Source organism: Cytobacillus sp. IB215316, assembly GCF_033963865.1.
GTDB lineage: Bacteria > Bacillota > Bacilli > Bacillales > SM2101 > Nanhaiella > Nanhaiella sioensis.
Genome location: NZ_JAXBMC010000009.1, coordinates 89,253 through 113,220, shown reverse-complemented (window position 1 = coordinate 113,220; position 23,968 = coordinate 89,253). Strand labels below are relative to the sequence as shown.

22 protein-coding genes and 2 pseudogenes are annotated in these 23,968 nt (G+C 33.8%); 14 read left to right on the top strand and 10 right to left on the bottom strand.

What is annotated here, in order from left to right; all coding sequences use genetic code 11:
* Window positions 1-4 precede the first annotated feature (4 nt).
* From SLH48_RS14830 to napH, 5 genes are all read left to right on the top strand, one after another.
* Complete coding sequence (locus SLH48_RS14830; protein WP_214483580.1) at window positions 5-418, top strand: nitrate reductase cytochrome c-type subunit; 414 nt, start codon at window positions 5-7, stop codon at window positions 416-418.
* A 250-nt stretch (window positions 419-668) separates the two neighbouring features.
* A complete protein-coding gene (locus tag SLH48_RS14825) occupies window positions 669-929 on the top strand; it encodes a chaperone NapD (protein ID WP_214483579.1) in 261 nt (86 codons plus the stop codon).
* Window positions 926-1,480 (top strand): 4Fe-4S dicluster domain-containing protein, encoded by a 555-nt coding sequence (locus SLH48_RS14820; RefSeq protein WP_214483578.1) that lies wholly within the window; start codon window positions 926-928, stop codon window positions 1,478-1,480. The genes SLH48_RS14825 and SLH48_RS14820 overlap by 4 nt, the downstream gene beginning before the upstream one ends.
* A 22-nt stretch (window positions 1,481-1,502) precedes the next feature.
* Window positions 1,503-1,718: a twin-arginine translocase TatA/TatE family subunit gene (locus tag SLH48_RS14815; protein ID WP_320258809.1), complete on the top strand. Its 216-nt coding sequence runs from the start codon at window positions 1,503-1,505 to the stop codon at window positions 1,716-1,718.
* Between the two features lie 180 nt (window positions 1,719-1,898).
* Window positions 1,899-2,753 carry a quinol dehydrogenase ferredoxin subunit NapH gene (napH, locus tag SLH48_RS14810; protein WP_320258808.1) on the top strand — a complete coding sequence of 285 codons (855 nt, stop codon included), beginning with the start codon at window positions 1,899-1,901 and terminating at the stop codon, window positions 2,751-2,753.
* Between the two features lie 76 nt (window positions 2,754-2,829).
* On the opposite strand, the gene SLH48_RS14805 is transcribed toward napH, so the two are convergent.
* The 4 genes from SLH48_RS14805 to SLH48_RS14790 all read right to left on the bottom strand — a co-directional run bounded on the left by SLH48_RS14805 (window position 2,830) and on the right by SLH48_RS14790 (window position 7,768).
* A complete protein-coding gene (locus SLH48_RS14805; protein ID WP_320258807.1) occupies window positions 2,830-4,224 on the bottom strand; it encodes a HAMP domain-containing sensor histidine kinase in 1,395 nt (464 codons plus the stop codon).
* Entirely contained in the window at window positions 4,221-4,925 is a 705-nt protein-coding gene (locus tag SLH48_RS14800; RefSeq protein WP_320258806.1) for a response regulator transcription factor, read from the bottom strand. Before SLH48_RS14800 ends, SLH48_RS14805 begins: the two co-directional genes overlap by 4 nt.
* A gap of 28 nt (window positions 4,926-4,953) precedes the next feature.
* Window positions 4,954-6,210 carry a hypothetical protein gene (locus tag SLH48_RS14795; protein WP_320258805.1) on the bottom strand — a complete coding sequence of 419 codons (1,257 nt, stop codon included), beginning with the start codon at window positions 6,208-6,210 and terminating at the stop codon, window positions 4,954-4,956.
* 301 nt (window positions 6,211-6,511) lie between these two features.
* Window positions 6,512-7,768 (bottom strand): hypothetical protein, encoded by a 1,257-nt coding sequence (locus SLH48_RS14790; protein ID WP_320258804.1) that lies wholly within the window; start codon window positions 7,766-7,768, stop codon window positions 6,512-6,514.
* Between the two features lie 343 nt (window positions 7,769-8,111).
* Between SLH48_RS14790 and SLH48_RS14785 the strand changes: the two are divergent.
* Both SLH48_RS14785 and SLH48_RS14780 read left to right on the top strand, forming a co-directional pair.
* A pseudogene (locus SLH48_RS14785) lies at window positions 8,112-8,332 on the top strand (ASCH domain-containing protein); the annotation flags it as partial.
* A 157-nt stretch (window positions 8,333-8,489) separates the two neighbouring features.
* Window positions 8,490-8,785, top strand: a pseudogene (locus SLH48_RS14780) (ASCH domain-containing protein); the annotation flags it as partial.
* A 146-nt stretch (window positions 8,786-8,931) separates the two neighbouring features.
* On the opposite strand, the gene SLH48_RS14775 reads toward SLH48_RS14780, so the two are convergent.
* Window positions 8,932-10,137, bottom strand: a complete 1,206-nt coding sequence (locus tag SLH48_RS14775) for a DUF418 domain-containing protein (RefSeq protein WP_320258803.1) — start codon at window positions 10,135-10,137, stop codon at window positions 8,932-8,934.
* Between the two features lie 132 nt (window positions 10,138-10,269).
* Between SLH48_RS14775 and SLH48_RS14770 the strand changes: the two genes are divergently transcribed.
* Window positions 10,270-11,190: an ABC transporter ATP-binding protein gene (locus SLH48_RS14770; protein WP_214483568.1), complete on the top strand. Its 921-nt coding sequence runs from the start codon at window positions 10,270-10,272 to the stop codon at window positions 11,188-11,190.
* Window position 11,191: 1 nt separating this feature from the next.
* Window positions 11,192-11,977, top strand: a complete 786-nt coding sequence (locus SLH48_RS14765; RefSeq protein ID WP_320258857.1) for an ABC transporter permease — start codon at window positions 11,192-11,194, stop codon at window positions 11,975-11,977.
* A gap of 820 nt (window positions 11,978-12,797) precedes the next feature.
* On the opposite strand, the gene SLH48_RS14760 is transcribed toward SLH48_RS14765, so the two are convergent.
* Both SLH48_RS14760 and SLH48_RS14755 read right to left on the bottom strand, forming a co-directional pair.
* Window positions 12,798-13,019, bottom strand: coding sequence for a MazG nucleotide pyrophosphohydrolase domain-containing protein (locus tag SLH48_RS14760; RefSeq protein ID WP_320258856.1), 222 nt, complete (start codon window positions 13,017-13,019; stop codon window positions 12,798-12,800).
* Between the two features lie 226 nt (window positions 13,020-13,245).
* Window positions 13,246-15,396 (bottom strand): hypothetical protein, encoded by a 2,151-nt coding sequence (locus SLH48_RS14755; RefSeq protein ID WP_320258802.1) that lies wholly within the window; start codon window positions 15,394-15,396, stop codon window positions 13,246-13,248.
* Window positions 15,397-16,095: 699 nt separating this feature from the next.
* On the opposite strand from SLH48_RS14755, the gene SLH48_RS14750 reads away from it, so the two are divergent.
* On the top strand, window positions 16,096-16,569 hold the full coding sequence (locus SLH48_RS14750) for a DinB family protein (protein ID WP_320258801.1): 474 nt from the start codon (window positions 16,096-16,098) through the stop codon (window positions 16,567-16,569).
* A 100-nt stretch (window positions 16,570-16,669) separates the two neighbouring features.
* On the opposite strand, the gene SLH48_RS14745 is transcribed toward SLH48_RS14750, so the two are convergent.
* On the bottom strand, window positions 16,670-18,115 hold the full coding sequence (locus SLH48_RS14745) for a HAMP domain-containing sensor histidine kinase (protein WP_320258800.1): 1,446 nt from the start codon (window positions 18,113-18,115) through the stop codon (window positions 16,670-16,672).
* Window positions 18,105-18,809 (bottom strand): response regulator transcription factor, encoded by a 705-nt coding sequence (locus SLH48_RS14740; protein ID WP_320258799.1) that lies wholly within the window; start codon window positions 18,807-18,809, stop codon window positions 18,105-18,107. The genes SLH48_RS14745 and SLH48_RS14740 overlap by 11 nt, the downstream gene beginning before the upstream one ends.
* A 372-nt stretch (window positions 18,810-19,181) precedes the next feature.
* Here SLH48_RS14740 and SLH48_RS14735 point away from each other — a divergent pair, with 372 nt between their 5' ends.
* Together SLH48_RS14735 and SLH48_RS14730 are read left to right on the top strand one after the other, a co-directional pair.
* Window positions 19,182-20,621 (top strand): ABC transporter permease, encoded by a 1,440-nt coding sequence (locus SLH48_RS14735; protein WP_320258798.1) that lies wholly within the window; start codon window positions 19,182-19,184, stop codon window positions 20,619-20,621.
* Window positions 20,622-20,637: 16 nt separating this feature from the next.
* Entirely contained in the window at window positions 20,638-21,336 is a 699-nt protein-coding gene (locus tag SLH48_RS14730; RefSeq protein WP_320258797.1) for an ABC transporter ATP-binding protein, read from the top strand.
* A gap of 59 nt (window positions 21,337-21,395) precedes the next feature.
* Here the strand turns inward: SLH48_RS14730 and SLH48_RS14725 are convergent, their stop codons facing one another.
* Window positions 21,396-21,851, bottom strand: coding sequence for a GNAT family N-acetyltransferase (locus SLH48_RS14725; protein ID WP_320258796.1), 456 nt, complete (start codon window positions 21,849-21,851; stop codon window positions 21,396-21,398).
* A gap of 423 nt (window positions 21,852-22,274) precedes the next feature.
* Between SLH48_RS14725 and msrA the strand changes: the two genes are divergently transcribed.
* Window positions 22,275-23,381: a peptide-methionine (S)-S-oxide reductase MsrA gene (gene msrA, locus SLH48_RS14720; RefSeq protein WP_413785431.1), complete on the top strand. Its 1,107-nt coding sequence runs from the start codon at window positions 22,275-22,277 to the stop codon at window positions 23,379-23,381.
* Between the two features lie 250 nt (window positions 23,382-23,631).
* A complete protein-coding gene (locus SLH48_RS14715; RefSeq protein WP_320258795.1) occupies window positions 23,632-23,859 on the top strand; it encodes a hypothetical protein in 228 nt (75 codons plus the stop codon).
* The last annotated feature ends 109 nt before the right edge of the window (window positions 23,860-23,968 follow it).

Here is a 23,968-nt window from a genome sequence, read left to right as displayed (position 1 = left end):
GCACATGAAAAAAAGAAATTTGTTATTATTTGTAATTACTGTATTAGTCTTTAGTCTTATTGGTTGTTCTAATGATACTGCAGATCCGGTGCAACAAACAGAACCAGAAGTAACTGAAGAGCCTGCTGTTGAGACGGTCACATTACCACAATTATCATCTGATGACAGAGAAGATGCTGCATCGATGGTATTACAAGGAGCACCACCAATGCAACCAGATGACCATATTGACAGATGGAACCCTGAGTTACGATATGAAAGCTGTACTGCATGTCATGGAAATGAAGCAACAGGTGCGCCTACACCGCCTGCCGACCATTATGTAGATGACAAAATAGGCAATCCAATCTATAGAGATAACTGTATTCAGTGCCATGCTACACAAAACGATACAAAACCTGCTTTTAACCAACCATAAATGAAAAATATTATATCAATACAACGAGGTAAAGGTGGTTGTAAGTTTCTAAAGAAAAACTTTGCTGTCTACGAAAAAACAACAATACAGACAAAATATATCATGAAAAATATGTCATAAGTAGTACAACAGGCCTCACAATTTCAATATGCTGTACAAGAGTAAAAATTAATCAGCATATAGATTTTATCTAATGTGAGGTCAGTTTTATTTATTTTTCACAAGATGTATGTGTAAAGGGGGAGATTTTATGGTGATTTCTGGCATCCTTATTGAGACGATTATAGGAAAAGCAAGGGAAGCTGCAACCGAACTTGAAAAAATTTCTGGAGTAGAGGTACATCATATTGAAGCTGAATCAAAGGTAATCATTACTCTAGAGGCAGATACGATTAATGATAGCTACGAAACATCGAAGTTATTTGAGGGAATTGAGGGTGTACTTACGGTATGTCTTGTGTATACAAATTTTGAGGGGCAACAAATCTCTGAGGTAGATGTTTTACAATGAAAGAGAAAATGACTAGGCGCAGTTTCTTTTCACTTAACATCAGTTCTACAATCGGCTTTATAGGGAATTTTATCGCACCACAAATAGAACAAGAGAGAGATTTTATTCGACCTCCAGGTGCAGAAAGTGAATTAGCCTTTTTAACTTCGTGTACTCGTTGTGGTATCTGTAAAGATGTATGTCCAGAAAATACGATATCTCTTTTTTCAATGAAACACGGAGCAAAGCTTACCAACACTCCCTATCTTGATCCTAATGATATTGCATGTACTTTTTGTGAAAAGTGTATTGATCATTGCCCTACAAGCGCGTTAAGTAAAGATGGTTTGATGCAAAACCCTGCCATAGGCAAAGCTGAAATCAAACAACAAAATTGTTTGGCTTTTCGTGAAGTGATGTGTGATTACTGTGTGAGGTCATGTCCTATTGATGGGGCATTAAAGATAATAAATGGGAAACCTACAGTTGATGATAAGCTTTGTAATGGATGCGGACTGTGTGTTTCTAGCTGTATTCAACAGTACAAAGGGATATTTGTAAATACTATATAAGCTTACTTTGGAGGGATCACGTATGTTATCGAATATTGGTGTACCAGGTCTTATCCTTATTCTCATCCTTGCTCTTGTCATATTTGGACCTAACAAGCTTCCAGAATTGGGGAGAGCAGTTGGGTCAACATTAAAAGAATTTAAAAAAGCAACAAAAGAATTAGTTGATGATACAGGCAAAGAAGTGATAGAAGCAGAGCAGGTTATTGAGGAAAGCACAGAGTCAGTAAAACAATAACGCTTTCAAGTACTTAAGGAAGGTCTGTTAATTTTCTAAAAAAATGGGTGTTTTCTAAGTAAACAATAATTTAATTTCAACTAGAGTTCAGATGTCTTCTCATCTTTAAAGTAATGTCAACCGTATAAAACCTTAAATATATATAATGAGAACAAGGAACCTCATGTGAGGATGAGATGGATGAGATCGAAAAGAAAATCATATCATAAATGGACAGTTGTACGAAGGTTCGTGCAGTTTTCAATTTTATTGTTGTTTCTTTCTCCATTGTTTTTCGTAGAAGTTGAGGGTGATAACTTCTTTTTCGGTTCATTATCATCCTCTAGTTTATTTGGAATTGTTCTATCAGATCCTTTTGCTACACTACAAGTTATGCTTGCTTCAAAAACCTTTCATTTAACTTTTATCGGTAGTGCGTTAATTATTTTGCTGTTTTATGTACTGATCCGTGGGAGAGTATTTTGTAGTTGGGTATGTCCAGTCAATACGATGTTAGATTTCATTGATAAAATTAGGGGAATAATCCAGTTGCCTGATAAACACATGGATAGGCATTTAAAAGTATACTTTGCTGGACTTGTTCTACTATTATCATTCGTAATTAGTGTACCAGTATTTGAGGTTTTCTCACCAATCGGATTTACGATGCGAAACATGTTATTCACTGGTGGGGTTGGTTTTTGGCTATTGCTCTTTATCGTCTTATTTGACCTATTCATTTCTAAAAGAGGCTGGTGTCGATATATTTGTCCTCTTGGTGGCTTCTATCAAGCCATTGGTAGAGTTGGAATGTTTCGTGTGAAATTTGACCATGATTTATGTACGGGCTGTGATCGTTGTCGACAAGTTTGCTTCGCTGATCCAGATATCTTAGAACCTGCAATTAATCGTGAAGAGCAATATGTATCAGCAGGCGATTGTAGTCTTTGTGGCATGTGTGTTGATCACTGTCCAACAAACGCCTTAATAATAGCGATGCGAAAAAACGATAATCTCAAAAATGAGTATTGGAACGATGAGCGGATAAAAGCATAAAAAATACTATGTTGATGGATACCTTCCAACAACATAGTATTTTTCTTATCATTGCAACAATTCTTCAGCAGTTTTTTCACTTCTTTTTCGGGATGGTAACAGTAATGGTAGTTCCCTCATTAATTTTACTTTGAATGTTAAGCGTGCCGTGATGAAGATCAATTATTTTTTGAGATATTGCAAGTCCAAGGCCTGTTCCTTCTTTGTGGGCATTTGTTTGATAAAACATTTTCGTAATGTTAGATATTTCTTCTTCCTCAATACCGTTGCCTTCGTCCATTACAGTAACGATTACAGTATCATTCGTTTCAGTACATGTAATAGTAATGCTACTGTTTTGTGGAGAATATTTAATCGCATTATCCAGTAAATTAATGAGCACTTGCTTCATACGATTCGGATCGATCTCACTTAATACTTGGGTATCTGAGGTATCGAAGATTATTGAAATATGTTTGTTTGATGCCTTTGCTTTCATTTGAGAAGTTACATCATTAATTAGGCTTGAAAGGTCTGTAGTTGATAAATTTAATCTAATCGAATCTCTGTTATATGCTGAGAAATCTAACAAGTCTTCTACTAAGCCTATTAATCGATCTGTTTCCTTTTGAATTATTGATAGTCCAAGAGTTGTCTCTTCTTTATTTGCTAAGTCCCCAGAGAGCATTGTTTCACTCCACCCTTTAATACTTGTAAGGGGTGTACGAATTTCGTGGGATACTGAAGATATAAATTCGTTTTTCATTTTATCATTTTTCGTTAATTCTTCAGCCATATAATTAAAGGTCTTTGCTAGTGTACCAATTTCATCAATGTAAGATTCTTCTATTCTACTTTCAAAATTACCTTTCGCAATTTTTTTTGTTGCGCCTGTTAATTCATAGATTGGCTTAGCAATGGAGTTGGCTAAAGTATAACTAATAAGAAAGGTTGCAATCATAACGACAGCACCTATACTGATTGATATCCAATAGATATTTTGAACTGTCCGATCTACTTCTTCTAAGGAAGTAATATAGCGAATCACAGCATAAGGTTCACCCTCATCTATGAGGGGAGTAGAAACAGCGAGCAGTCTTTCATTTGCTACATCGTTATTCATATACCAAGAAATTGTTTTTCCCCTTAATGCCTCTTGTACATCTTTTGTTTTAATAAGCGATTCAATTCCAAAGCCACTCGATGTAGTTAAAACTCTTCCTTCTTCGTTTATGACTTGTAAATCTGCTCCTTCATGTATAAGGTTATCTCGAATAATGGACAAGTTCTGATCCAAATTCTGTTTTGTAATATTCATTTGTCGATTAGCTAAGGAAGCTGAAATTTCTGCATGGTTAATTAATGATTTTTCTATCCCATCATAATAATAAAAGTGAATGATACCGATAAAAATACCTTCAAATAGCGCTACTGTTAATAAAATAACAAGCGTATAATGTATAACAATGCGTCTTTTAATTCCAGTAATCATATTTCTTTATCGCTCCACTGGTATCCGTAACCCCAAACTGTGGATATAAGAGTAGGGTGAGAAGGGTCTTTTTCGATTTTTTGTCGCAGTCTACGAATATTTACATCAACTATTTTTGTATCACCTGGATAATCAAGCCCCCATACTTCATCAAGTAAATCATTGCGATTAAAAGGCTGTTCTTTGTTCTCGATAAGTAGTTTTAATAAAGCAAATTCGGTCGGTGTTAAGTCTATAAGTTGATCTCCTTTTTTAACTTGCTTTTTCTGAGGGAAAAGTTCCATAAATAAATTATTATTAACATTGTTAGGTTGCGAAATTTTCTTAGTTAACATGTTAACCCTTCTAATTAACGATTTAATTCGAGCTAATAGTTCTTTCGGACTGAATGGTTTATTGACATAATCATCAGCTCCAGTAATTAAACCTTGTACACGGTCAACTTCTTGAACTTTTGCTGTTAGCATAATGATACCAACACTTTCATTCTGCGCTCTAATATGTTTACAAACCTCAAACCCGTCCATCCCAGGTAACATAATATCTAATAAAATAATAGAAATTTCTGGATGTTCACGAGCGATTGAAAGGCCTTCTTCACCGTTATCTGCTTCAAGGACGTGATATCCTTCTCGTTTTAAATTAATTGTTATAAAGCTCCTAATACTTTCTTCATCTTCTATTACTAATATTGTATACATGTGTCCACCCTCCAATCTCTTTCTGAAGTTAATAGTGAATTAGCTTAAAATGCTTCTGAAGTGTTTTATCAAAAAATGACGTATAAAAAACTCTCGTTTTTGTTCGAGCGAGCATGAATTCTTCTTTGGCTTGTTGTGCCTCAGATATAGGAGAAATAGTGATATCAAATAACTTTTCTCCATTGCTTGCTTTAATAAAGGTGATGCGAGAGCTTATATCACCTTGTAATAATGTAAAGTCACTATCCCATTCTGAAGGTATTTCAAAATAAAACCCATTTTCATAGTTATAATACCTTTCATTAACGAGGGATAGGGAGGTAAGGCCATCCCATTCATAATATGTGGTGATATAAGGAATCATCCGATAATGTATGTCCTCGTAAAAAGCTGGAACTCGCTCCTCGGCTATTTCCAATATGCCGTCATGATTAGTGTCCTCACTATTTATCATATTAAATTTGTAGAATCTAAATTGATCATTAAATGCTTGTTGAAGAGTGTTGTTTTCTACTGTAATGATCTCAGTACTGTAACTATTAGGACCAAGCGAATAATCAAGTAACACGCCTTTTTTTGATTCAGTCACAAAGCCATTAATGACATTGTAAAATCCAAGTGTGGAGTTTAACCTTAATTCATCAAGCACTATAGGTTGGTTATCCTGAAAGTTATATAGGGACAATATTGGGACTACATAAGGATTGGTAGATTCTAGTTCATATTTTACTACTATAAAATCTAATTGGTTATCTTGGTCTAGATCATCAATAACATATGTGTATAGAGGTGTATTAAGAATTTCTTTTAGCATACCCTCGTTATATTGAAATATGGACATTTGTTTTTCACTGTAGCCATTTTCACTTGTAGAACTGATAATTACTTCAGGGTGTCCATTATTTGTTAAGTCGAAAAATGTTAATTCTTCAATATATTGACCGTTAAGTTCAATTTGATCAACTACTGCCCAATCGTTGTTATTCTGTTTAAGTATTAAGCCAATTAATGTTTCAGACTGTTCTTTCTCTGTATAAAAAACTACACCTTCGTCATATTTATCGTCGTCAAGGTCTATTAAGGTGATTGTATTATTACTTTGAGTCTGCAATGGAGTAATTAATGTTGCATCGATAGGTAATAGCGCATCGATCGTGCTTTTTAAACTAGCTCTTTTCTTATCTAGTTGAGGTGGTTTCATTAGTTCGACGTTTGATTGAATAATATTACAGCCAGCTAGAAGAAAAACACTAAATAAGAACGAAGCATAATAAAACTTTTTCATTAAGGAATCCTCCTTAAATAATTGTTAATATATTCTAAATAAACTTTGTTATTTTAAGTTAAGACCTTTTTGTCGCATAGTTTGTTGTTTTACTTCCTAAGTAATGGTCACGTACATAACGAGAACTCGTGGCAGCTTTCCCTATAAAACAAGGACAACCGAATAAAAATCACTTCTTGCGGTTCTATTTAACAATAGCAACAAAGTTTTTGAAAAGAGCCTAAATTAATGAAAACGTTTAAAGAAGCTATTGAATTAATATCCCTAAATTGAGGTCAGTTCTTACTTCTTTAGCACTCCATTACCTGGATAGTAAATTAAAGTGTTGTAGAAGCGATTCATCATCAAAGTTAGTATAATAAACTCTAGTATTTGTTCTTGCAATTTCTATTTTGTTTGGTAGTTCTTCTGCATCGGATATTGGAGATATGAAAATATCGAACAAAGGTTCGTTTCCATTGATAGTAATAAAAGTAATTTGACTATCGTCGTCTGATAGATGCAATGTATAATTTTGTTCCCAGTCTGTTGGGATGTCAAAGTAGAAGCCATTACTATAGCTATAAAACCTTTCATTAATGAATATTAAGCCTGTTTTTCCATCCCACTGATAGAACCTAGTAATATAAGGAATCGTTGCATATGAGTTATTCTCATATCCGAATGGTATTCGAAGTGTTCCTATTTCTATTATGCCGTCATTATTTATATCCCCACTCTCGACGTGATAATCTTTCCACAAGGGATCAGGCTCTGTATAACTTCTTTGTAAATTGTTACGTAACGATTGGTTTTCAACAGTAATGATATTTGTAGAAGCAGAGCGGCTTCCAAGCCCAACATCAAGTAAAATTCCTTTTAGGGTAGGTGTAACAAGACCACTGACGACATTATAGTACGATCCTTCAAAAGGAAGTGAAATACTGTCAATAGAGACAAAGTTTTCACCTTCATAATGATACAAAGTGAGTACTGATGAAATGTCTTCATCGTGATAGATCGTAACGAAGTCTGCGATACCATCTTGATCTAAATCATCAATGACAATATTAGCTAGCTTGTCTGTATATATATTCATCATTTTTCCATTGTTTAATTTGAAAAGGTTATATTCCTTTTCTCGGGAGAAACGTGGGTATTCAACAGAAGAGCCTATAATTATCTCCGGAAATCCATCGTTAGTAATATCTGCAAAATCTAAATTAGTTAAATAAACACCATTTAATTGGATTTTATCTAAAACTTCCCAACCCTCATCCGTCTCCTTAAATATTAAGCTTATTAAGTGTTGTTTATCTTGTTCTTTTTGATAAATGATCACAGCTTCATCATTGCCATCTTTATCTAAATCTACGAGTGTGATCGTATTAAAATCGCCACTTTCTGTCGTACTAATCAATGTATCATCTTCACTTAATAATGAATCAACATAGCTTTTTAAACTTGCCTTTTTACTATCTAATTGAGGTGGCTTCATTAATTCGACATTTGGCTTAATAATATCACAGCCAGTTAGCAAAATAGCACCAAACAAGAACAATAGAAAAAACTTTCTCATGAAGGAATCCTCCTGAATATATAAATAGTTTCCCAAAAGTTCTACGTATTATTTTTAAAGACTTCCGCTTTTGCTTGGGTAGTTGTTTTTTATGCTAAATAATCACTACTAATATAGAGAAAAACAATTAGGAAACAATTACAGAACTATTCCATCGGTATTATATCGAAAAACAGCGAATGAAGGGTAACAAAATAGTAACAAATTGTTTAATGTGATTATGGAAAGTCGTAGATATGAGTTTATGGATGTTTATTAAGCTTCCTAGACTCGACAAGAAAGCTTGAATGATATGATGTATATTATGTAGTTTGACAATTATTTTGTCTAAGGAGAGAGGAAGATGAATAAAGCATCACAAATGTATTGGGATGATTTTGCAAGTCCCAAGGTCATGATGAGCAAAAATCAGTAAGTGCATGGCAATTTGGAGCTAACTCAGACCATCTAGCTCAATTGGTGATAGATGGTATAAAAACAGCGACATGCTCTGGATTAATATTTTATGAAATTGAAAACGAGCCACTACCTGCTGTTGAAGATTATAGTATTGTATTATATAGTAAGGCTCTTTTCGTAAACTTTGTTCCTTCTTTTACTTATATTTGAGTAGTTGATGTCTTATATTCTTTAGCGATGAAAAGATGCCACGAACGTTAGTTATAATCGTGCTTAGCTTTTGTTACGAACAACAACAATTCATGCGAAAACAGCACATAGTAAAGACGAACCTGTAGCAATTAATAAAACAGTAGAAGTGAAATTATGCCAATGAATGAGGTTTCTGAGGATTTTGCTGTTGCAGAAGGCGAAGGGGTTAGAACTTACGAATATTGGAAAGATGCTCACGTGAAATTCTTCTCTAATGAGTTAAGTAATTTAGGGATTGAATTTTCAGAGGATATGATCGTTGTATGTGAACGTGTTAAATTAATCGATGTAAAAAACAATTGTTTTAACGCTTGGAATTTATTCCAAGCGTTATTGTATATTTCAGATTTGTTATACGTTATTTAGTTTTTTAAATAAGGTTCTCTTCGTAAACTTTGTTGCTATTTGTACTACAAAATTTTTAGAACTCAATAATAGAAAAGATGACCTTAACGTTAGGTATTTACGTGTTCATATCTAAGAATGAGAAGCAACACCCTATTCAAATATAGTTAGTTCGAAGAACGGATTTTAGTTAACCTTTGAACTTTTCCATAAGTTATCGTTCTCCATATCCATTCAAACGGTCCGAATTGAAATCGACGAAGCCAAATGTAGCTAAAAATGATTTGAACCGGAAAGATAATAATGGTTATGATAAGACCTTGCCATAAAGTGATTTTGGAGTATAATCCAAAGCCAAAGAATAGAATAAAACAAATTATTGTTTGACCAAGGTAGTTGGTCAGCGCCATTTGACCTGCATAACGCAGCGGCTGTAATAACTTTTGCCATAATTCACTTTCTAGCAACAATATAATTGTCACAATATAAAAAATAGAGAGTAGCATTCCGCTAAAACTTACAAAAAAGTAGTTCTGCGCACTAAACATAAAATTTACTGATTCATGCTGGCTGTACAGATAAATGATCATAGCTAATGATGGAATACTAAGCAGCAAGGTGATGAGCTGAGTTCTTTTAAGCTGTTTTTTTAATGTTGATACTCTTCGGAATAAATCGATTTTACCAGCGAACAAGCCGAGTAAAAAAGTCCCTAATATGTCTGGTAAGATTAGTGGAAGATTAACTAATAGCATTGGTACCTCGTTGGATATTCTCCAGTTCATTAATTGAACATAAGAAAATGTTTGAAAGGCATACTTTTTTTCAATCCCCTCTGCCATTGTCTCTTGAACAATTTGTTCATTTAAATCTACATCTGTGAATGATTCAGATAGTTGGGCAAATAACGCTGAGACACCCATGAGCAACTGAAATGAAAGAAGAAGGACGAAAGCCCAAATCAATATTGTTTTTGCTTTTCTACGATAGAATAGTAGTAGAAAAAAGCCTGCTATCGCATATGTATGTAGTATATCTCCATGCCAAAAAAGGAGGATGTGAAGTACTCCAAATAGTAAAAGTGCTAATAATCTTTTTGAAAACAACCAATTAACGTTTGCACCCCTCGCTTCTGCACGAGTCATAAAAATATAAAATCCTAGCCCAAATAGAAACGAAAAAATAGTATAAAATTTTGTTTGAACGAATAAATCAAATAATAGCCTTATTGTTTTATCGATTCCTGTATATGTCATAAATTCACTTCCAGAAAAAGAAGGCATATTTACTAAGAATATACCAAAAAGTGCAAAACCCCTAATAATGTCTAATGATATGATCCTATCTTTTCCTAAAGTGGATACGCTATTCATGTTATTTCCTCCTTATGTAGACATAATGTATTACAATTATATAGTATTAATTAGGAAAATGTTACAAATAATGAAACTAAAGCTAGTTATAAACGTATAATAATAGACCTATATCAAATAGGAGGGGATATGATGGAAGTTTCTTTACAAATTAAACACCTTACGAAGGACATAGGTAATAAGAGAATTATAGATGATTTGACATTTGAGGTTTATCAAGGTGAAGTATTTGGTTTTCTTGGTCCGAATGGTGCAGGAAAAACTACGACTATACGGATGCTTGTCGGCTTGATGTCTATCACCTCAGGTGAGGTTCATATTAAAGGAGTAAACCTAAAAAAGAACTTTGAAGAAGCTCTTAGTCATGTAGGTGGAATAGTTGAAAATCCTGAAATGTATAAGTATTTATCAGGTTATCAAAATTTAGTTCATTACTCACGAATGATCAAGGGTATAACAAAGGAACGAATTGACGAGGTTGTTCGGTTAGTTGGACTCGAAAACAGAATAAAAAATAAAGTGAAAACCTATTCTCTCGGCATGCGCCAACGTCTAGGATTAGCACAAGCATTGTTACATAAACCATCATTGCTAATACTAGATGAACCTACAAATGGGCTTGACCCTGCAGGGATTCGAGAGGTAAGAGATTATTTACGTAAATTAGCGAGAGAAGAAGGATTAGCGGTGATTGTCTCAAGTCATCTGCTATCCGAAATGGAGCTGATGTGTGATCGAATTGCGATCATACAGCATGGTAAGTTGATCGGAGTTCAGCAGGTGAATGAATTTGTGAACGAGGGGGAAAAACTGAGAGTGTCGTTTTCAGTCGACTCTGTCGATCAAGCACAAGCAACGATTGACGCAGAATTTCCGACTATTACATCTCATATTCAACACGATAGAGTAGAAGTTGAAATTGAAAGAGAAAGTATACCTGAGCTTGTTACAAGTCTTGTACATAAGCAAGTGAAAATATATGAAATTGAACAAAAATCAAAATCTCTTGAAGATAGATTTTTAGAAGTGACTGGAGGGAATGTCATTGACTAATATGCTCTCACTTATTAGAAATGAGAATATGAAAATATATCGTCGCATATCTACATGGATACTGCTGGGCATATTAATTACATTTGTAACCATTTTTGGAGTAGCCTTAAAAGTAAATGCCCCTGAAGCAATTACTATGTGGACATTCATAGAAGAATCAAGTGGTTTAACAATAATCATTACATTGTTTACTGTTATAATTGCTGGTGGAATTGTTGCTACAGAATTTACACAAGGTACGATTAAGCTACTCCTCATTCGTCCTGTTAGTAGAACAAAAATACTGCTCTCAAAATATTTATCGACGATGCTTTTTGCTTTAACGACGCTCATGCTATTATTTGTTACCTCCTTTTTGTTAGGTGGATTATTATTTGGATTTGAAAGCTTTACAGATCCATATATTGCCCCTGATAGTACAGTAGAAAAATCTATGCTCGCGCATGTATTAAGCTTATACGGTTTAAATTTCGTGGACGTTTTGATGATGTCAACATTTGCGTTTATGATATCTACTGTGTTTAGAAGTAGCTCATTATCAATAGGATTGGCTATATTCTTAATGTTTGCTGGTTCTACAGCTGTCATGCTTTTAATAGGTATTGGATATGAAGAATGGGCAAAGTATCTATTATTTGCCAATACAGACCTTACCCAACATATTAACAATCGTCCATTAGTAGAAGGGACGACAATGAGATTTTCAATCAGTGTCCTCATTGTATATTTTGCTATCTTTGTTGGGCTATCTTGGATTGTCTTTAACAAAAGAGATGTAGCTGCATAGTACTTGTCTGTCCAATATGTTGTTATATGTAAAGCATCCAAAGGAAAATTGACCTTTGGATGCTTCTTCGATGATAGAGAAGCTAGTGTGTAAGTAATATCGTTTGAAAAATAATAAAGTTGTTACAAACATCATAGTTACATAAAAATGATAGTAACCGTATTCCACACAATGAACAGGTTGTGTAACAACTAGGAATTATGGAATTTTGAGATGATACTTATTAAGTTAAAGAGCAGGGTCATTTAGAATTAAGGAGTGATTAAAATTAGAAATACTTCAAAATTGTTAGGCATAGTAGGAGGTTTCTCCAGCATATTTTTATGGATTATATTTAACTATTATAATCCTTATTCAAACCTAAAAGATACTGAACCGATGATAATTACATTTGTAATGTTGTTCCTTCCTGCTTGTTTAGCAATTGTAGCTTCTATAAAACTTAAAAAACATTTAATGTTAATCGCATTTTTGTGGTCACTTCCAATCAGTTTATATACAATGGGTACCCCTGGGATTTTTGCTTTATTTGGAGTGACGAGTATTACTTATTTAATTAGTTTTCTTTTTATGATATTAGTCAAGAAAAGAGATGCATTAGGCCATTGATTTTATTCTAGTAGCTAAATATGTTAGATATTACCTTAAAAAGGCTCTTTATTAAAAACGCATGTGTAATTATTAAGTGTTTAACAGGGTGACCAAGACTCTTGCACATGTTGAAATGTGTAGGTACTGACGCCATTCAAAAAGAGTTAGCATGACGACACTACACCTACACCGTTACCCCAAGAGTGTGCAACGGTGCAGTAGGGTAGATTTAAGTGGTATACTTCGTTATATTTATTTTCACTTGTAAATGAAAGCTTGCAGTTAAATCAATGTCATAAATATTTGCTGTAGCTATTACGTAATAAAGAACATCATATAATTCCTCTTCAATCGTCCCTGATTGTTGTAAGCTTTGAACTTTAAGAATAACCTCAGACAATTCTCCAACTTCTTCAACTAGCTTAAGAAGGCTCTTTTCGTAAACTTTAATGCTATAGATCTTAAAATTGAAGATGAAAACGTCGCTTTCTCAACAGTCATCGTTTATAGAAGAAAAGATACCCGAAACCTAGTTGATTTTTGTCAAAGAAACAACATACAACATCCTATATGAGAACAGCCTTTGAAAATGTATGCATATTTCATAGAGGATTATGGGCATTATGTCGTAAATAGGCTGTTTCATATTTTATTTAACATCTTTTGTTTGTTGCTATTTAATTCAAAATAACTGGTTTAACTTGTTTTGTATAATTGAAGTACAAAAAGGGATTCGCACCAAAGAGATTAATGCTGCCGTCCTTCATAACAAATACATGATAATGAAGACCTGGTCCTTCTATTCCGTATGCATAAAGTGATTCGGTAAAATGTATATCATCTAAATTATTAATGTGGGTTATTAACGGGGTTCCCACAATATTATGGTCTTTCATCTCACCGGAATTATCGATTGTAACATTTCCTGTAATTAAATGAATATTCTCAAGTACTTTCTCATGTGTGAAGTTACTGTCTTCATCTAGATTTATTCCATATAAGTTTCCCTCTGAATCTAACGCACGTACTGAACCTGCTAGAACAGTTTTATTGTATCCGCTATCTGGAGCATAATCATAGCTTAAGTCAACGATATTGTGCAAATTCTCAATCGGTTTCATAATAATTGTGTCATCTAATATTTGATCTTCGTAATAAACCGTTCCGTCGGTTGTTAAAATAAACGTTTTATTAAAGCTGTAAATATTTTTGATTACTGTATGTTGGTCTTTTTCAAAGGTAATTGTTTTATAGTGGTTATTGTTAAAGGTCCAATGATATAATTTATCATCCTCACTTTGAATTGCTATGTCTGATCCATATGCATATATGTTTTTAATTGGGAAATCAGTTTCCAAAGTGTCACAACCTTCTTCACTTAAATCATAGATTATTTTTCCATTAGAAGTTAAAATAATCGGTTGTCTCATATTGCTTATCATCGTTTGTACATCTTCAGAGATGTCTAATTGTTTTAGCTCGACATCCTCGGTTACAGTCCAAACCTGTCCTTTGCGGAGTATATATATTGTCTTATTAGTGGGAAGAATTTGGTCAATGTCTGACATAGTTCCGATTGCAGTAAGGTGTTGAAAGATAGTCGGGGAAGTTCCAAGCTGTCCGGTCATATTATTTCCCCAAGAATAAACATTTCCATTACGACTCAATGCTAATACGTGATCTGTACCTACTTGTATGTCAATAATGTCAGTCAAGCCTTCAATCTGTATTGGAGTGTCCAGTTCAAAAGAATTAGAATGAATTATATGTCCATTTTGATCCCCCCACCCCCAAACCGTTCCATCGTTCTTTAATGCAAAATTAGCATGAGTATTATGAGCTATCTTTTTTACATCGTCCAGTTTTTCAAATGGTGTTAACTTAGGTGGTGACTCATGTTCTTTTTGGTAGATTAGCCATTTTCCTGATTGTAATTTTATAAAGGTACTCTTGATGTTAAATCCTTCAGCGACGTCAATTACAGTATCAGCAATATTTACTTGATTAGCAATTGGCTCCTTCGCATTACTAAATAAATTATTATTATATTCTTCAGTCCATAAAGTACCATCCGTTTTTATTGCAAAAAGAGTATTGCCAAAATTAAAGAGTTTACTCACATTTGTTATATTTGATAAAGGAGTTGCTGAGAAAGTGTTTGTATTATATTGAAAGCTGACATGAATAATTGTACCATCCTCTGTTAAAGCAAAAAGCGTATCTGGTCTTACTTCATTAATACCTACAATATTTGTTAATGAAGATAACATAAATGGTTTGCCACCTTCATTTAAATACCATACTTCACCTGATTCGGTTAAAATAAATTCACCTGATATTGAAGTGGCTTGTGGAATATCGTTTATAAGTTGAGGGAAGGCCGGGTTCCTATCTCTAGGATACTCATTTCTAGAGCCCCAAGCATATACGTTGCCATTTTCATGTAATGCATAAGATGTTCCATAATGTGATCCATAACTTGCTTTATCGATAATTGTTTTAGTTGATATTGCTTTTATATCCGCTAATAATTCTCCTTCAATGAATGGCTCCGAAAGAAGTAACGATGTGTTGCTGTTATCTTGCTTTAAAAACATGTCAGCAATGCAAGGTGTAGTTGTAAATTGAGCCTTTGGTTCTTCATCGAAAGTTTCTTCAACAATACTATTGTCTTCCTTTACTTGATCTCCTTGAGTGGAGTCAATAGAAATTGATTCCTCTTGATTTTGATTAGTAGCTTGATCTTGTTGAATGGGACGATTACATGCTGTGCTCAAAAAGATGACTAATAATATAACACAGTTAAGTAGTACTCTTTTTGTAAGCATCTTTTGCTCCTCCTTATGTAAATGTAAGCATTCGGACAAATAAATATAGGTCCTCTTTACAAATTATAGTAAATTCATTGTTAATTATATATTAAGCTATGATTTGATAAAATGATTATTTTGAGTTTTCAAATATTATTATCGTGCTTCTATTTAACACATAATCTAATGAAATATTGTCTTTTGTAAGAGGCTCTTTCAACCGATAAGAAAAAGTGCCAAGAATGCTAAATACTAAAGTACGAGAAATAACAATTAACGCAAAAAGAGCTTTATAAAAAAGTATAGCTAACCTCAAAAACTTTGTTGCTACTGTCACGAACTTAGCACTTCTAGAAGAATTCTGATTGCATTTCATCTAACGAAGAAAGGGTGCTTCTAGCTCAAATTTTTATACGTGTATGTTTTAGTACAATCAAAATAAAACACAAAGCTGCAAGATCATATCATTACAATGATATTTCGATGACTATGGAATAAAATGCACTTTACAATGATGTTGTATATATAAGCTCTTTTCGTAAACTTTGAGGCTTTTTCACTTACATTTGAGTAACTGATGTGTATGATATGATTTTTTAAGTTGTTAGAGAAGAAAAGGACCTGAAATCTAGTTGTGTACGTGTTTACTTCGTAAGACGAAAAACAACAATGAATGCGAAAACAGCCTATATAAAAGAATCATAGGGAGATGTTATTATGGATGCAAAAGCTTTAATCCTTCTTGATCTAAAAGAATGTAGGCGTAGATTCCTCACAGTTGCTAGAGGATTTTCAGATGATTTATTATGTTGGAAGCCTGATGTCGAAGCATTAACAGTTGGGGAAACCATTAGGCATGTACTTTTGCATGATTTCTCATGGCTTACCATCTTACGTGAGCATAGATTACCTTCTGAAGAAGAAAGGAAACAATTGTGGGGAAAACCATTCGTTACTATTGAAGGTGAAATAGCTGGCAGTAATATATATCATGATAAGTTACTATCGTATGTTAATGAAATACCTTCTTCAACATATAGTTCAAAGATGATTAAATGGCCGCATAAAGATATTGAAAGGTCATTGGGAGATACACTAGAAAGAAAAACATATCATGACGCAGTACATACTGGACAGTTACTTCAATATATGAGAATGCTGCAAATTGATCGACCTGATATTTGGGATTAGATCAGGTAGCAGTATCTGCCTTTCGCTATATGTGAGTATATTTTTTAAATCAGGTGGAGGAACCCTCCACCTGATTTGCTTATTCAAAATCTAATATCGTTTAATCGACAGACTTATCTATGCGATTTACAGTCTCAGGTTTACTTATAGGAAAGGCAATGACGAATTTAGTACCATGTTGTTTTTTACTGTCAACGGAAATTTCACCACCATGTAAATTTACGAGTTGTTTAACGATAGCTAAACCTAATCCAAACTCTCCGTAAGGATTATTTCTACGTGAAATATCCGCTTTGTAAAAACGGTGCCAGATCATTTCAATTTCTTTAGAATCTATGCCGATCCCTGTGTCCTCGATTTCAATGATCACCTCGTTATATCCCTTCTTGCCTCTTAGCCAGATCGTACCATCAGACGTGAACTGAATGCTGTTTTTCGTAATGTTTATTAAAATTTGCATTAACCTGTCATAATCAGCATGGATATAAATGTCCTCATCAACATGTATTATTACTCGGTTATTTTTTTGCTCTGCTTGAGTAATTAAATGCTCTTTAATGATTTCGAATATATCTAACAACTGTATGTCGACTTTATGTAGTGGAATTTGAAGTGAACGAATATTTTCATAATCCAAGTTTTCATTTACAAGTCGAATAAGCCTCTTTGACTCTGTACTAATTAAATTCAGGCCTTTATCTTTTTCTTGCTCTGGAATCATGTTATTTTTTAAACCTTCAATTATGCCACTTATTGTCGTTAATGGTGTTCGCAGTTCGTGTGATACATCTGCAATAAATTGTCTACGTCGCTTTTCTAGTCGATTAATTTCGTCATTTGACTCTCTTAACTTTGAAGCCATTTGGTTAAAGTCTGCTGCTAATTCTCCTAGTTCATCTAGGGTTCTATCTGGCACATTAACATTATAGTTTCCATCTGCAATCATGGAAGTAGCCTCACGAATGTGTTGGATTTGTCTAACATGCAATTTTGATAATAACCAGCTTAATAATAAAGAAATGGATAATGAGATAATAACTGTGTACAGTAAAGCTCTATTTAAAGAACTAATCATATCCTGTGTATTACTAATAGGTGCAATTAATAAGATGCCTCCTTGCACTTTTTGATCAATAACATAAGGAATAGCAACCAATGATGCTTCTTGATCAAAGCGTTGTATATCATGCTTTATAACTACTGTTTCGCCGTTGGATATTTGCTGTAATTCTTTTTCGTCTAACTGTATTTGTTTAAAACGATCAACAAAGGGTGATAGAATGGATCCTTTATTATCAAACATGATTAATCGAATGTTTCTTGCCCTTAATACTTCGTTATATTGCTTTAAAGGTTTCTCAGTCTCAATGCTGCTTTGGTCTATAACACTTAAAATTTCATCACCAAATGACAGTAATTCATCAACTTTGTTTTGGAATATTAAGTTTTCGACAAAGTGAGTAAATAACAAACTTAAAATTAACAATGCAATAATTAAAATACTAATGTGACTTCCAATAAGTTGATATATATATTTAATTCTCATTACTTTCAACCAATTCATCAAATTTATAACCTACACCCCATACTGTGTGGAAAAAAGGGCGCGAGTTGGTACCTAGTTTTTTGCGTAATCTTTTAATATGTACATCAACAGTTCTTTCGTCACCATAATATTGATAGCCCCAAACTTTTTCTAATAAATGCTCTCTTGAAAACACTTGTCTTGGATGTTGAATAAAGAAGTACAAAAGATCAAATTCTTTTGGTGTTAAATTTGAAATTAATGTATCATCTAAAAATACTTCACGTGTATTTTTATTTATTTTTACAAAGTCAGTTTGAATCTCATCCGTTTCAATACTTTGAGGTTGTCCTTGATGATATCTGCGGGTAACTGCTTTTATGCGTGCCATGAGTGTAAGTGGACTAAATGGTTTCGTTACATAGTCATCAGCTCCCATATCCAAACCTAGTACTTGATCTGACTCACTATCTTTAGCTGTTAACATAATGATAGGAACGGTACTTTGCTCTTCTCTTATTTTGCGACAAATACTTACACCGTCCATATGTGGAAGCATCCAATCGATAATCAGCAAGTCCCAATTTTCTTTTTTGAACTGGTGATAGCCTTCTAGTCCATCATTTACAAATTTTCCAGACAACCCTTCTTTTGAAAAAAACATTTCTAGCATAGAGCAAACACTTTCATTATCCTCGATGACTAGAATCTTCATCTTACACCTCCACTAAAAATTACTTTATTTAAAGTTAAATTGAATCATGACTATTTTCAACCTCTATGTAAAATATTTCGTTTTCGTTAAAGGTTACGAAATAGTTCATTCATAGTTTGGACATATATAGGCGTTAAGATTTATACATCCACATAAAAAAGTCCAAAGATTGGAGGAGATTATCAATTATTAATAATTGCTTTTTTTGTTACTTTTACAAACTAGAATAACTAGAAAAGGTATGGGATTATCCTCGTTTTTACTATGAACGCTAGTTTTGTGCGTTGTAAAAGTAATACGAAAACATCCCTAAAAAAAAAACAGACATATTAATTAGATATAAATAATTGCAAATGATTAGGAGGAGTAAGAATGAATTTCTTAAAACGTGCTTTCTTGAGTGTAACTGCTCGTAAAGGAAAAAGTATGTTACTAGTATTTGTTTTTTCAGTGATTTGTGTTTTAGTACTGGCCGGTCTATCCATTCAAACTGCAGCCCAAAAATCTAGCGAATTAGCAAGACAACAATTAGGTGGAGAGGTCACCTTACAAGTCGATAGAGAAAAGCTTATGGCAGAAGGAGGACAACAACAAAGTGAAGGTAGACAGCAAGGGCGTATGCAATCTGTCCCAGTTCCAGTAGAATCTGCTACAGCATTGTTATCATTAGATAACATAAAAGGATATAACTATTATTCTTCTGCATCTGGGTTGGCTGAGGATTTTGAACCGATTGTAAGTGAAACGATTGATGAAGAGGAAACGAATACAGGACAAGGGGGCTTTAATAACCCTGGAAATATGCGTGGAGTCCAGGCAGATATAAGTGTTCAAGGGGTATTATTTACAGATTCGGTGGAGACCTTTTTAAATGATGAAGCATCGATTGTTGAAGGTCGCCATTTGACGGAAGAGGACATAGGTGAGGACGTTGCAGTAATAGAACAAAATTTAGCTATAGCAAATGATTTAGCTATTGGTGACAGGTTAACGATTCAAAGAACAGATGAAACTAGCTCGGTAATGCTCGAGATTGTCGGAATCTATGAAACAACAGAACTAGTAGATGATCAAGCAGCAAGTTTCGATTTTTTGAACCCATATAACAGAGTATACACACCTTATACTACTGCTTCTAGCTTGAAGAGTGAAGACTATGAAGACGCTATAGATTACGCAGTATATTTTATGGACGACCCTGCAAATATTCAAAGCTTTATTGATGAAGCATCTCTTGAAAGTACTATCGATTTTGATGTTTTTAAGCTAGATGCTAACGATCAATTATATGAACAGATGATTGGTCCTATCGAAAATGTTGCATCATTCTCAACCAATGTTGTTTATTTAGTAACGATTGCCGGTGCAATTATTTTAGGGTTAATTGTCATGATGTCAATTCGTGAACGAAAATATGAAATGGGTGTTTTATTAGCAATAGGTGAGAAAAAATGGAAGCTAATGGGACAATTCCTAGTAGAAATTTTAGTTGTAGCAGTTATAGCACTCGGTATATCTGCTGTAAGTGGAAATGTCGTTGCAGGACAAATAGGTGACCAGCTGTTATCACAAGAAATACAACAATCTGAAGAAACAGCCTCAAACCCTGCTTCTTTCGGACAGAGAATGCCAAGGCAAGTACAACAACAAATAGATGTTGAGCCAGTTAATGAGTTACAAATTGATGTGACAGCCGGAGATTTAAGTATGCTAGGGATGATTGGCTTATTAATTGCAATATTATCAACGTTAATTCCATCTATGTCAATATTAAGCCTTCAGCCAAAAACAATTTTATCAAGGCAAGATTAACTGAGGAGGAAATAAAATGGGTGCCCTATTGGAATTTATAGACGTAAATTATTGGTATGAACATGAAAATGAAAAACAGTCAATCTTAAATAATGTTAATGTAAGTTTTGACAAGGGGAATTTTTATTCGATAGTTGGACCTTCTGGCTCAGGTAAAACAACCTTTTTAGCTATGGCGAGCGCACTAGATATGCCGAAAAATGGGAAAATACTATATGAAGGAAAAGATATAAAAAAAATTGGTTTATCTAACTTTAGAAACAAATATGTGTCGATCGTCTTTCAGTCATATAATTTACTACCGTATATGACAGCTATTCAAAATGTTATAACCGCAATGGAGATTACTGGATCAGATGAAGCAAATAAAAGAGATTTTGCATTGAGTATGCTTAAAAAGGTAGGTATTACTGAGAAACAAGCTGGACAAAAGGTGCTTACGTTAAGTGGGGGACAGCAACAGCGTGTTTCTATTGCACGGGCACTGAGTTGTAAATCAGATTTAATAGTCGCTGATGAGCCGACTGGAAATTTGGATGAAAAGACTGCTAAAGATATCGTTAAACTTTTTCAAGATTTAGCACATGAAGAGGAAAAATGCGTCATCGTTGTTACACATGATAACAATATTGCAAATGTTTCAGATGTTACAGTGAGAATTTCAAAAGGTAACTTTAGAGTCATATATAACAATCAAACTTCTTCAATTAAGTAAGTAGCAAGTTGCTCCCCACTAATCTTTAGAGGAGCAACTTTTTTTCTATGTAATTTCTCTTAAATTGAATAAGTTAGCCACTCGCCCTTAACTCCACCCATTTTTTTATAGAAGTTTTGAGCACGGGTATTATCAGGTGCTGTCTCCCAAGACATAAAAGCAAAGTTATTTGTATCCTTATAATCTACACACTTTTGAAAAAGCTTCTCTGCAACCCCAGTTCCTCGATAGTTATTTCTTACATATAAATCATTTAGTACGACAACCTTTTGTGCACTTAATGTACTGTATGAAAAGTATAATGTCGCAAAACCAATTAATTCTCCATGATGCTCCGCGACAAATTGAATTCCTTCTTTTTGTTGAGTGAGCATATTTATTAGGTTGTCGATCTTACTTGCTGGTGGCTGCTCCTTATGATAAAAATCACAAATATACTCAAGCATTAAAGCTTTTATTTGTTCATTGTCCTCTACATGCATTGGTCGGATAATAGTTTGATTCATCATATCCATCTCACATTTCACTCCCTTTTTAAATTAGTAGTTTAGATGTATATATTATATTCTTTATCTAATTAATATAATAACTAGAATTTTAAAAAAATTATGCAATTTTTGTTACTCCATTTCTTAAATGTGGAATTTTTAAAGTAATTAATACTTTATTGATATCTGATCCTCTTCATTTGTCTAAATAAGAAAGGCTGATTTCGAGTTCATTGTTGCTTTTTGTAATAAGAGCTATAAACTCTAAAGACGATAACAATCATATCATACACATCAGTTACTCAATGTTTTGAAAAGAGTCATAAGAAAAAAGCACTCATTAGTATCTACATATGTAATACTTTGTTAATCTTTTCGTTATCCTTTTATAAGGTTCTTTCTATACGCTATGAACAATGATGAACTACATTTATAGAGAGGGGTATAAAAGTGCAAAAAAACAAATGGAAAATAACGATGATCCTATCGGTGAGCCTAGTTATCATTGTTGGCATGTATTTTTTATTTGGATCTAATCAGCAGGCAGCTACTGTGAAACAAAGTTATAATGAATCAATGTATGCGAAAGCTACGTTTGCAGGTGGTTGCTTTTGGTGTATGGAGCCACCGTTTGAAAAGCTTGATGGTGTGATAGATGCCGTTTCAGGATATACTGGCGGTCAGGAAGAAAATCCAACATACAAAGAAGTGTCTGCTGGAGCAACAGGTCACATTGAGGCAGTTGAGATTATTTACGACCCTGAGAAAGTAACCTATGAAACTTTATTAGAGGTGTTTTGGAGACAGGTCAACCCAACAGATTCAGGTGGACAGTTTGTTGATCGTGGAGAACAGTATCGAACAGCAATCTTTTATCAAAATGAAGAACAAAAAGAGCTAGCAGAACAGTCAAAAAGCAGCTTGAATGAATCTGGACGATATAACGATCCAATTGTAACAGAGATTCTACCAGCTGCAACATTTTATAAAGCAGAGGAGTATCATCAAGATTACTACAAAAAGAATAGCTTAAAGTATAAATTTTATCGACATAACTCGGGAAGAGATCAATATTTAGATGAGACTTGGGGTGATGACAGAGTATTTGACATTCCTAAAGCATTTATCAAGCCTTCTCAAGAAGAGTTAAAGGAGAGCTTAACACCTATACAATATAAAGTAACCCAAGAGGATGGTACAGAAAAGGCATATGATAATGAATTCTGGGATCATAAAGAAGAAGGTATTTATGTTGATATTATATCTGGAGAACCATTGTTTAGTTCATTAGACAAATATGATTCAGAAACTGGGTGGCCAAGCTTTACACAACCTCTTGAACCAAATAATATTGTTGAACATGAAGATCGCAGCTTGTTTATTACACGTACAGAAGTAAGGAGCAAAAATGCAGATTCCCACCTTGGTCATGTGTTTACTGATGGACCGAAACCGACAGGCTTAAGATATTGTATAAATTCAGCTGCCCTACGATTTATATCAGCAGATGATTTGCAAGAAGAAGGGTACGGTGAATATATGAGTTTATTTAAGTAAAGATATAGAGAGTAAGATGAGGGGTTTGGATAGTAAACCGAGGTTTGGATAGAAAAGCAGCGAATTTGGATAGTAAAGCAGAGAGTTTGGATAGTAAAATAGAGAGTTTGGATAGTAAATCAACGAATTTGGATAGTAAACCGAGGTTTGGATAGAAAAGCAGCGAGTTTGGATAGTAAAATAGAGAGTTTGGATAGAAAAGCAGAGATTTTGGATAGTAAAAAAGCGATTTTGGATAGTAAACCGAGGTTTGGATAGAAAAGCAGCGAGTTTGGATAGTAAAAAAGCGATTTTGGATAGAAAAGCAGAGAATTTGGATAGTAAATCAAAGAGTTTGGATAGAAAAGCAGCGAGTTTGGATAGTAAAATAGAGAGTTTGGATAGTAAATCAACGAATTTGGATAGTAAAAAAGCGATTTTGGATAGAAAAGCAGCGAATTTGGATAGTAAATCAACAATTTTAAACAGTAATAAGTGAATTGGCTAGTAAATCTAGGCTAGTGGATAAGAATCTGGTTAGTATGATGAATAACCTAGTGAGTTATGCGAGGATCTCAGGGGTTTCACTTCAATAGAAAAAAACCCCT

Excerpts from the sequence above, each read along its gene's own strand:
- SLH48_RS14755 (WP_320258802.1), bottom strand. The coding sequence starts at position 15,396 with ATGCTTACAAAAAGAGTACTACTTAACTGTGTTATATTATTAGTCATC.
- SLH48_RS14770 (WP_214483568.1), top strand. The coding sequence starts at position 10,270 with ATGGAAGTTTCTTTACAAATTAAACACCTTACGAAGGACATAGGTAAT.
- napH (WP_320258808.1), top strand. The coding sequence starts at position 1,899 with ATGAGATCGAAAAGAAAATCATATCATAAATGGACAGTTGTACGAAGG.
- SLH48_RS14775 (WP_320258803.1), bottom strand. The coding sequence starts at position 10,137 with ATGAATAGCGTATCCACTTTAGGAAAAGATAGGATCATATCATTAGAC.
- SLH48_RS14750 (WP_320258801.1), top strand. The coding sequence starts at position 16,096 with ATGGATGCAAAAGCTTTAATCCTTCTTGATCTAAAAGAATGTAGGCGT.
- SLH48_RS14815 (WP_320258809.1), top strand. The coding sequence starts at position 1,503 with ATGTTATCGAATATTGGTGTACCAGGTCTTATCCTTATTCTCATCCTT.
- SLH48_RS14800 (WP_320258806.1), bottom strand. The coding sequence starts at position 4,925 with ATGTATACAATATTAGTAATAGAAGATGAAGAAAGTATTAGGAGCTTT.
- SLH48_RS14735 (WP_320258798.1), top strand. The coding sequence starts at position 19,182 with ATGAATTTCTTAAAACGTGCTTTCTTGAGTGTAACTGCTCGTAAAGGA.
- SLH48_RS14805 (WP_320258807.1), bottom strand. The coding sequence starts at position 4,224 with ATGATTACTGGAATTAAAAGACGCATTGTTATACATTATACGCTTGTT.
- SLH48_RS14825 (WP_214483579.1), top strand. The coding sequence starts at position 669 with ATGGTGATTTCTGGCATCCTTATTGAGACGATTATAGGAAAAGCAAGG.
- SLH48_RS14830 (WP_214483580.1), top strand. The coding sequence starts at position 5 with ATGAAAAAAAGAAATTTGTTATTATTTGTAATTACTGTATTAGTCTTT.
- SLH48_RS14725 (WP_320258796.1), bottom strand. The coding sequence starts at position 21,851 with ATGGATATGATGAATCAAACTATTATCCGACCAATGCATGTAGAGGAC.
- SLH48_RS14790 (WP_320258804.1), bottom strand. The coding sequence starts at position 7,768 with ATGAGAAAGTTTTTTCTATTGTTCTTGTTTGGTGCTATTTTGCTAACT.
- SLH48_RS14730 (WP_320258797.1), top strand. The coding sequence starts at position 20,638 with ATGGGTGCCCTATTGGAATTTATAGACGTAAATTATTGGTATGAACAT.
- SLH48_RS14765 (WP_320258857.1), top strand. The coding sequence starts at position 11,192 with ATGCTCTCACTTATTAGAAATGAGAATATGAAAATATATCGTCGCATA.
- SLH48_RS14795 (WP_320258805.1), bottom strand. The coding sequence starts at position 6,210 with ATGAAAAAGTTTTATTATGCTTCGTTCTTATTTAGTGTTTTTCTTCTA.
- SLH48_RS14820 (WP_214483578.1), top strand. The coding sequence starts at position 926 with ATGAAAGAGAAAATGACTAGGCGCAGTTTCTTTTCACTTAACATCAGT.
- SLH48_RS14740 (WP_320258799.1), bottom strand. The coding sequence starts at position 18,809 with ATGAAGATTCTAGTCATCGAGGATAATGAAAGTGTTTGCTCTATGCTA.
- SLH48_RS14745 (WP_320258800.1), bottom strand. The coding sequence starts at position 18,115 with ATGAGAATTAAATATATATATCAACTTATTGGAAGTCACATTAGTATT.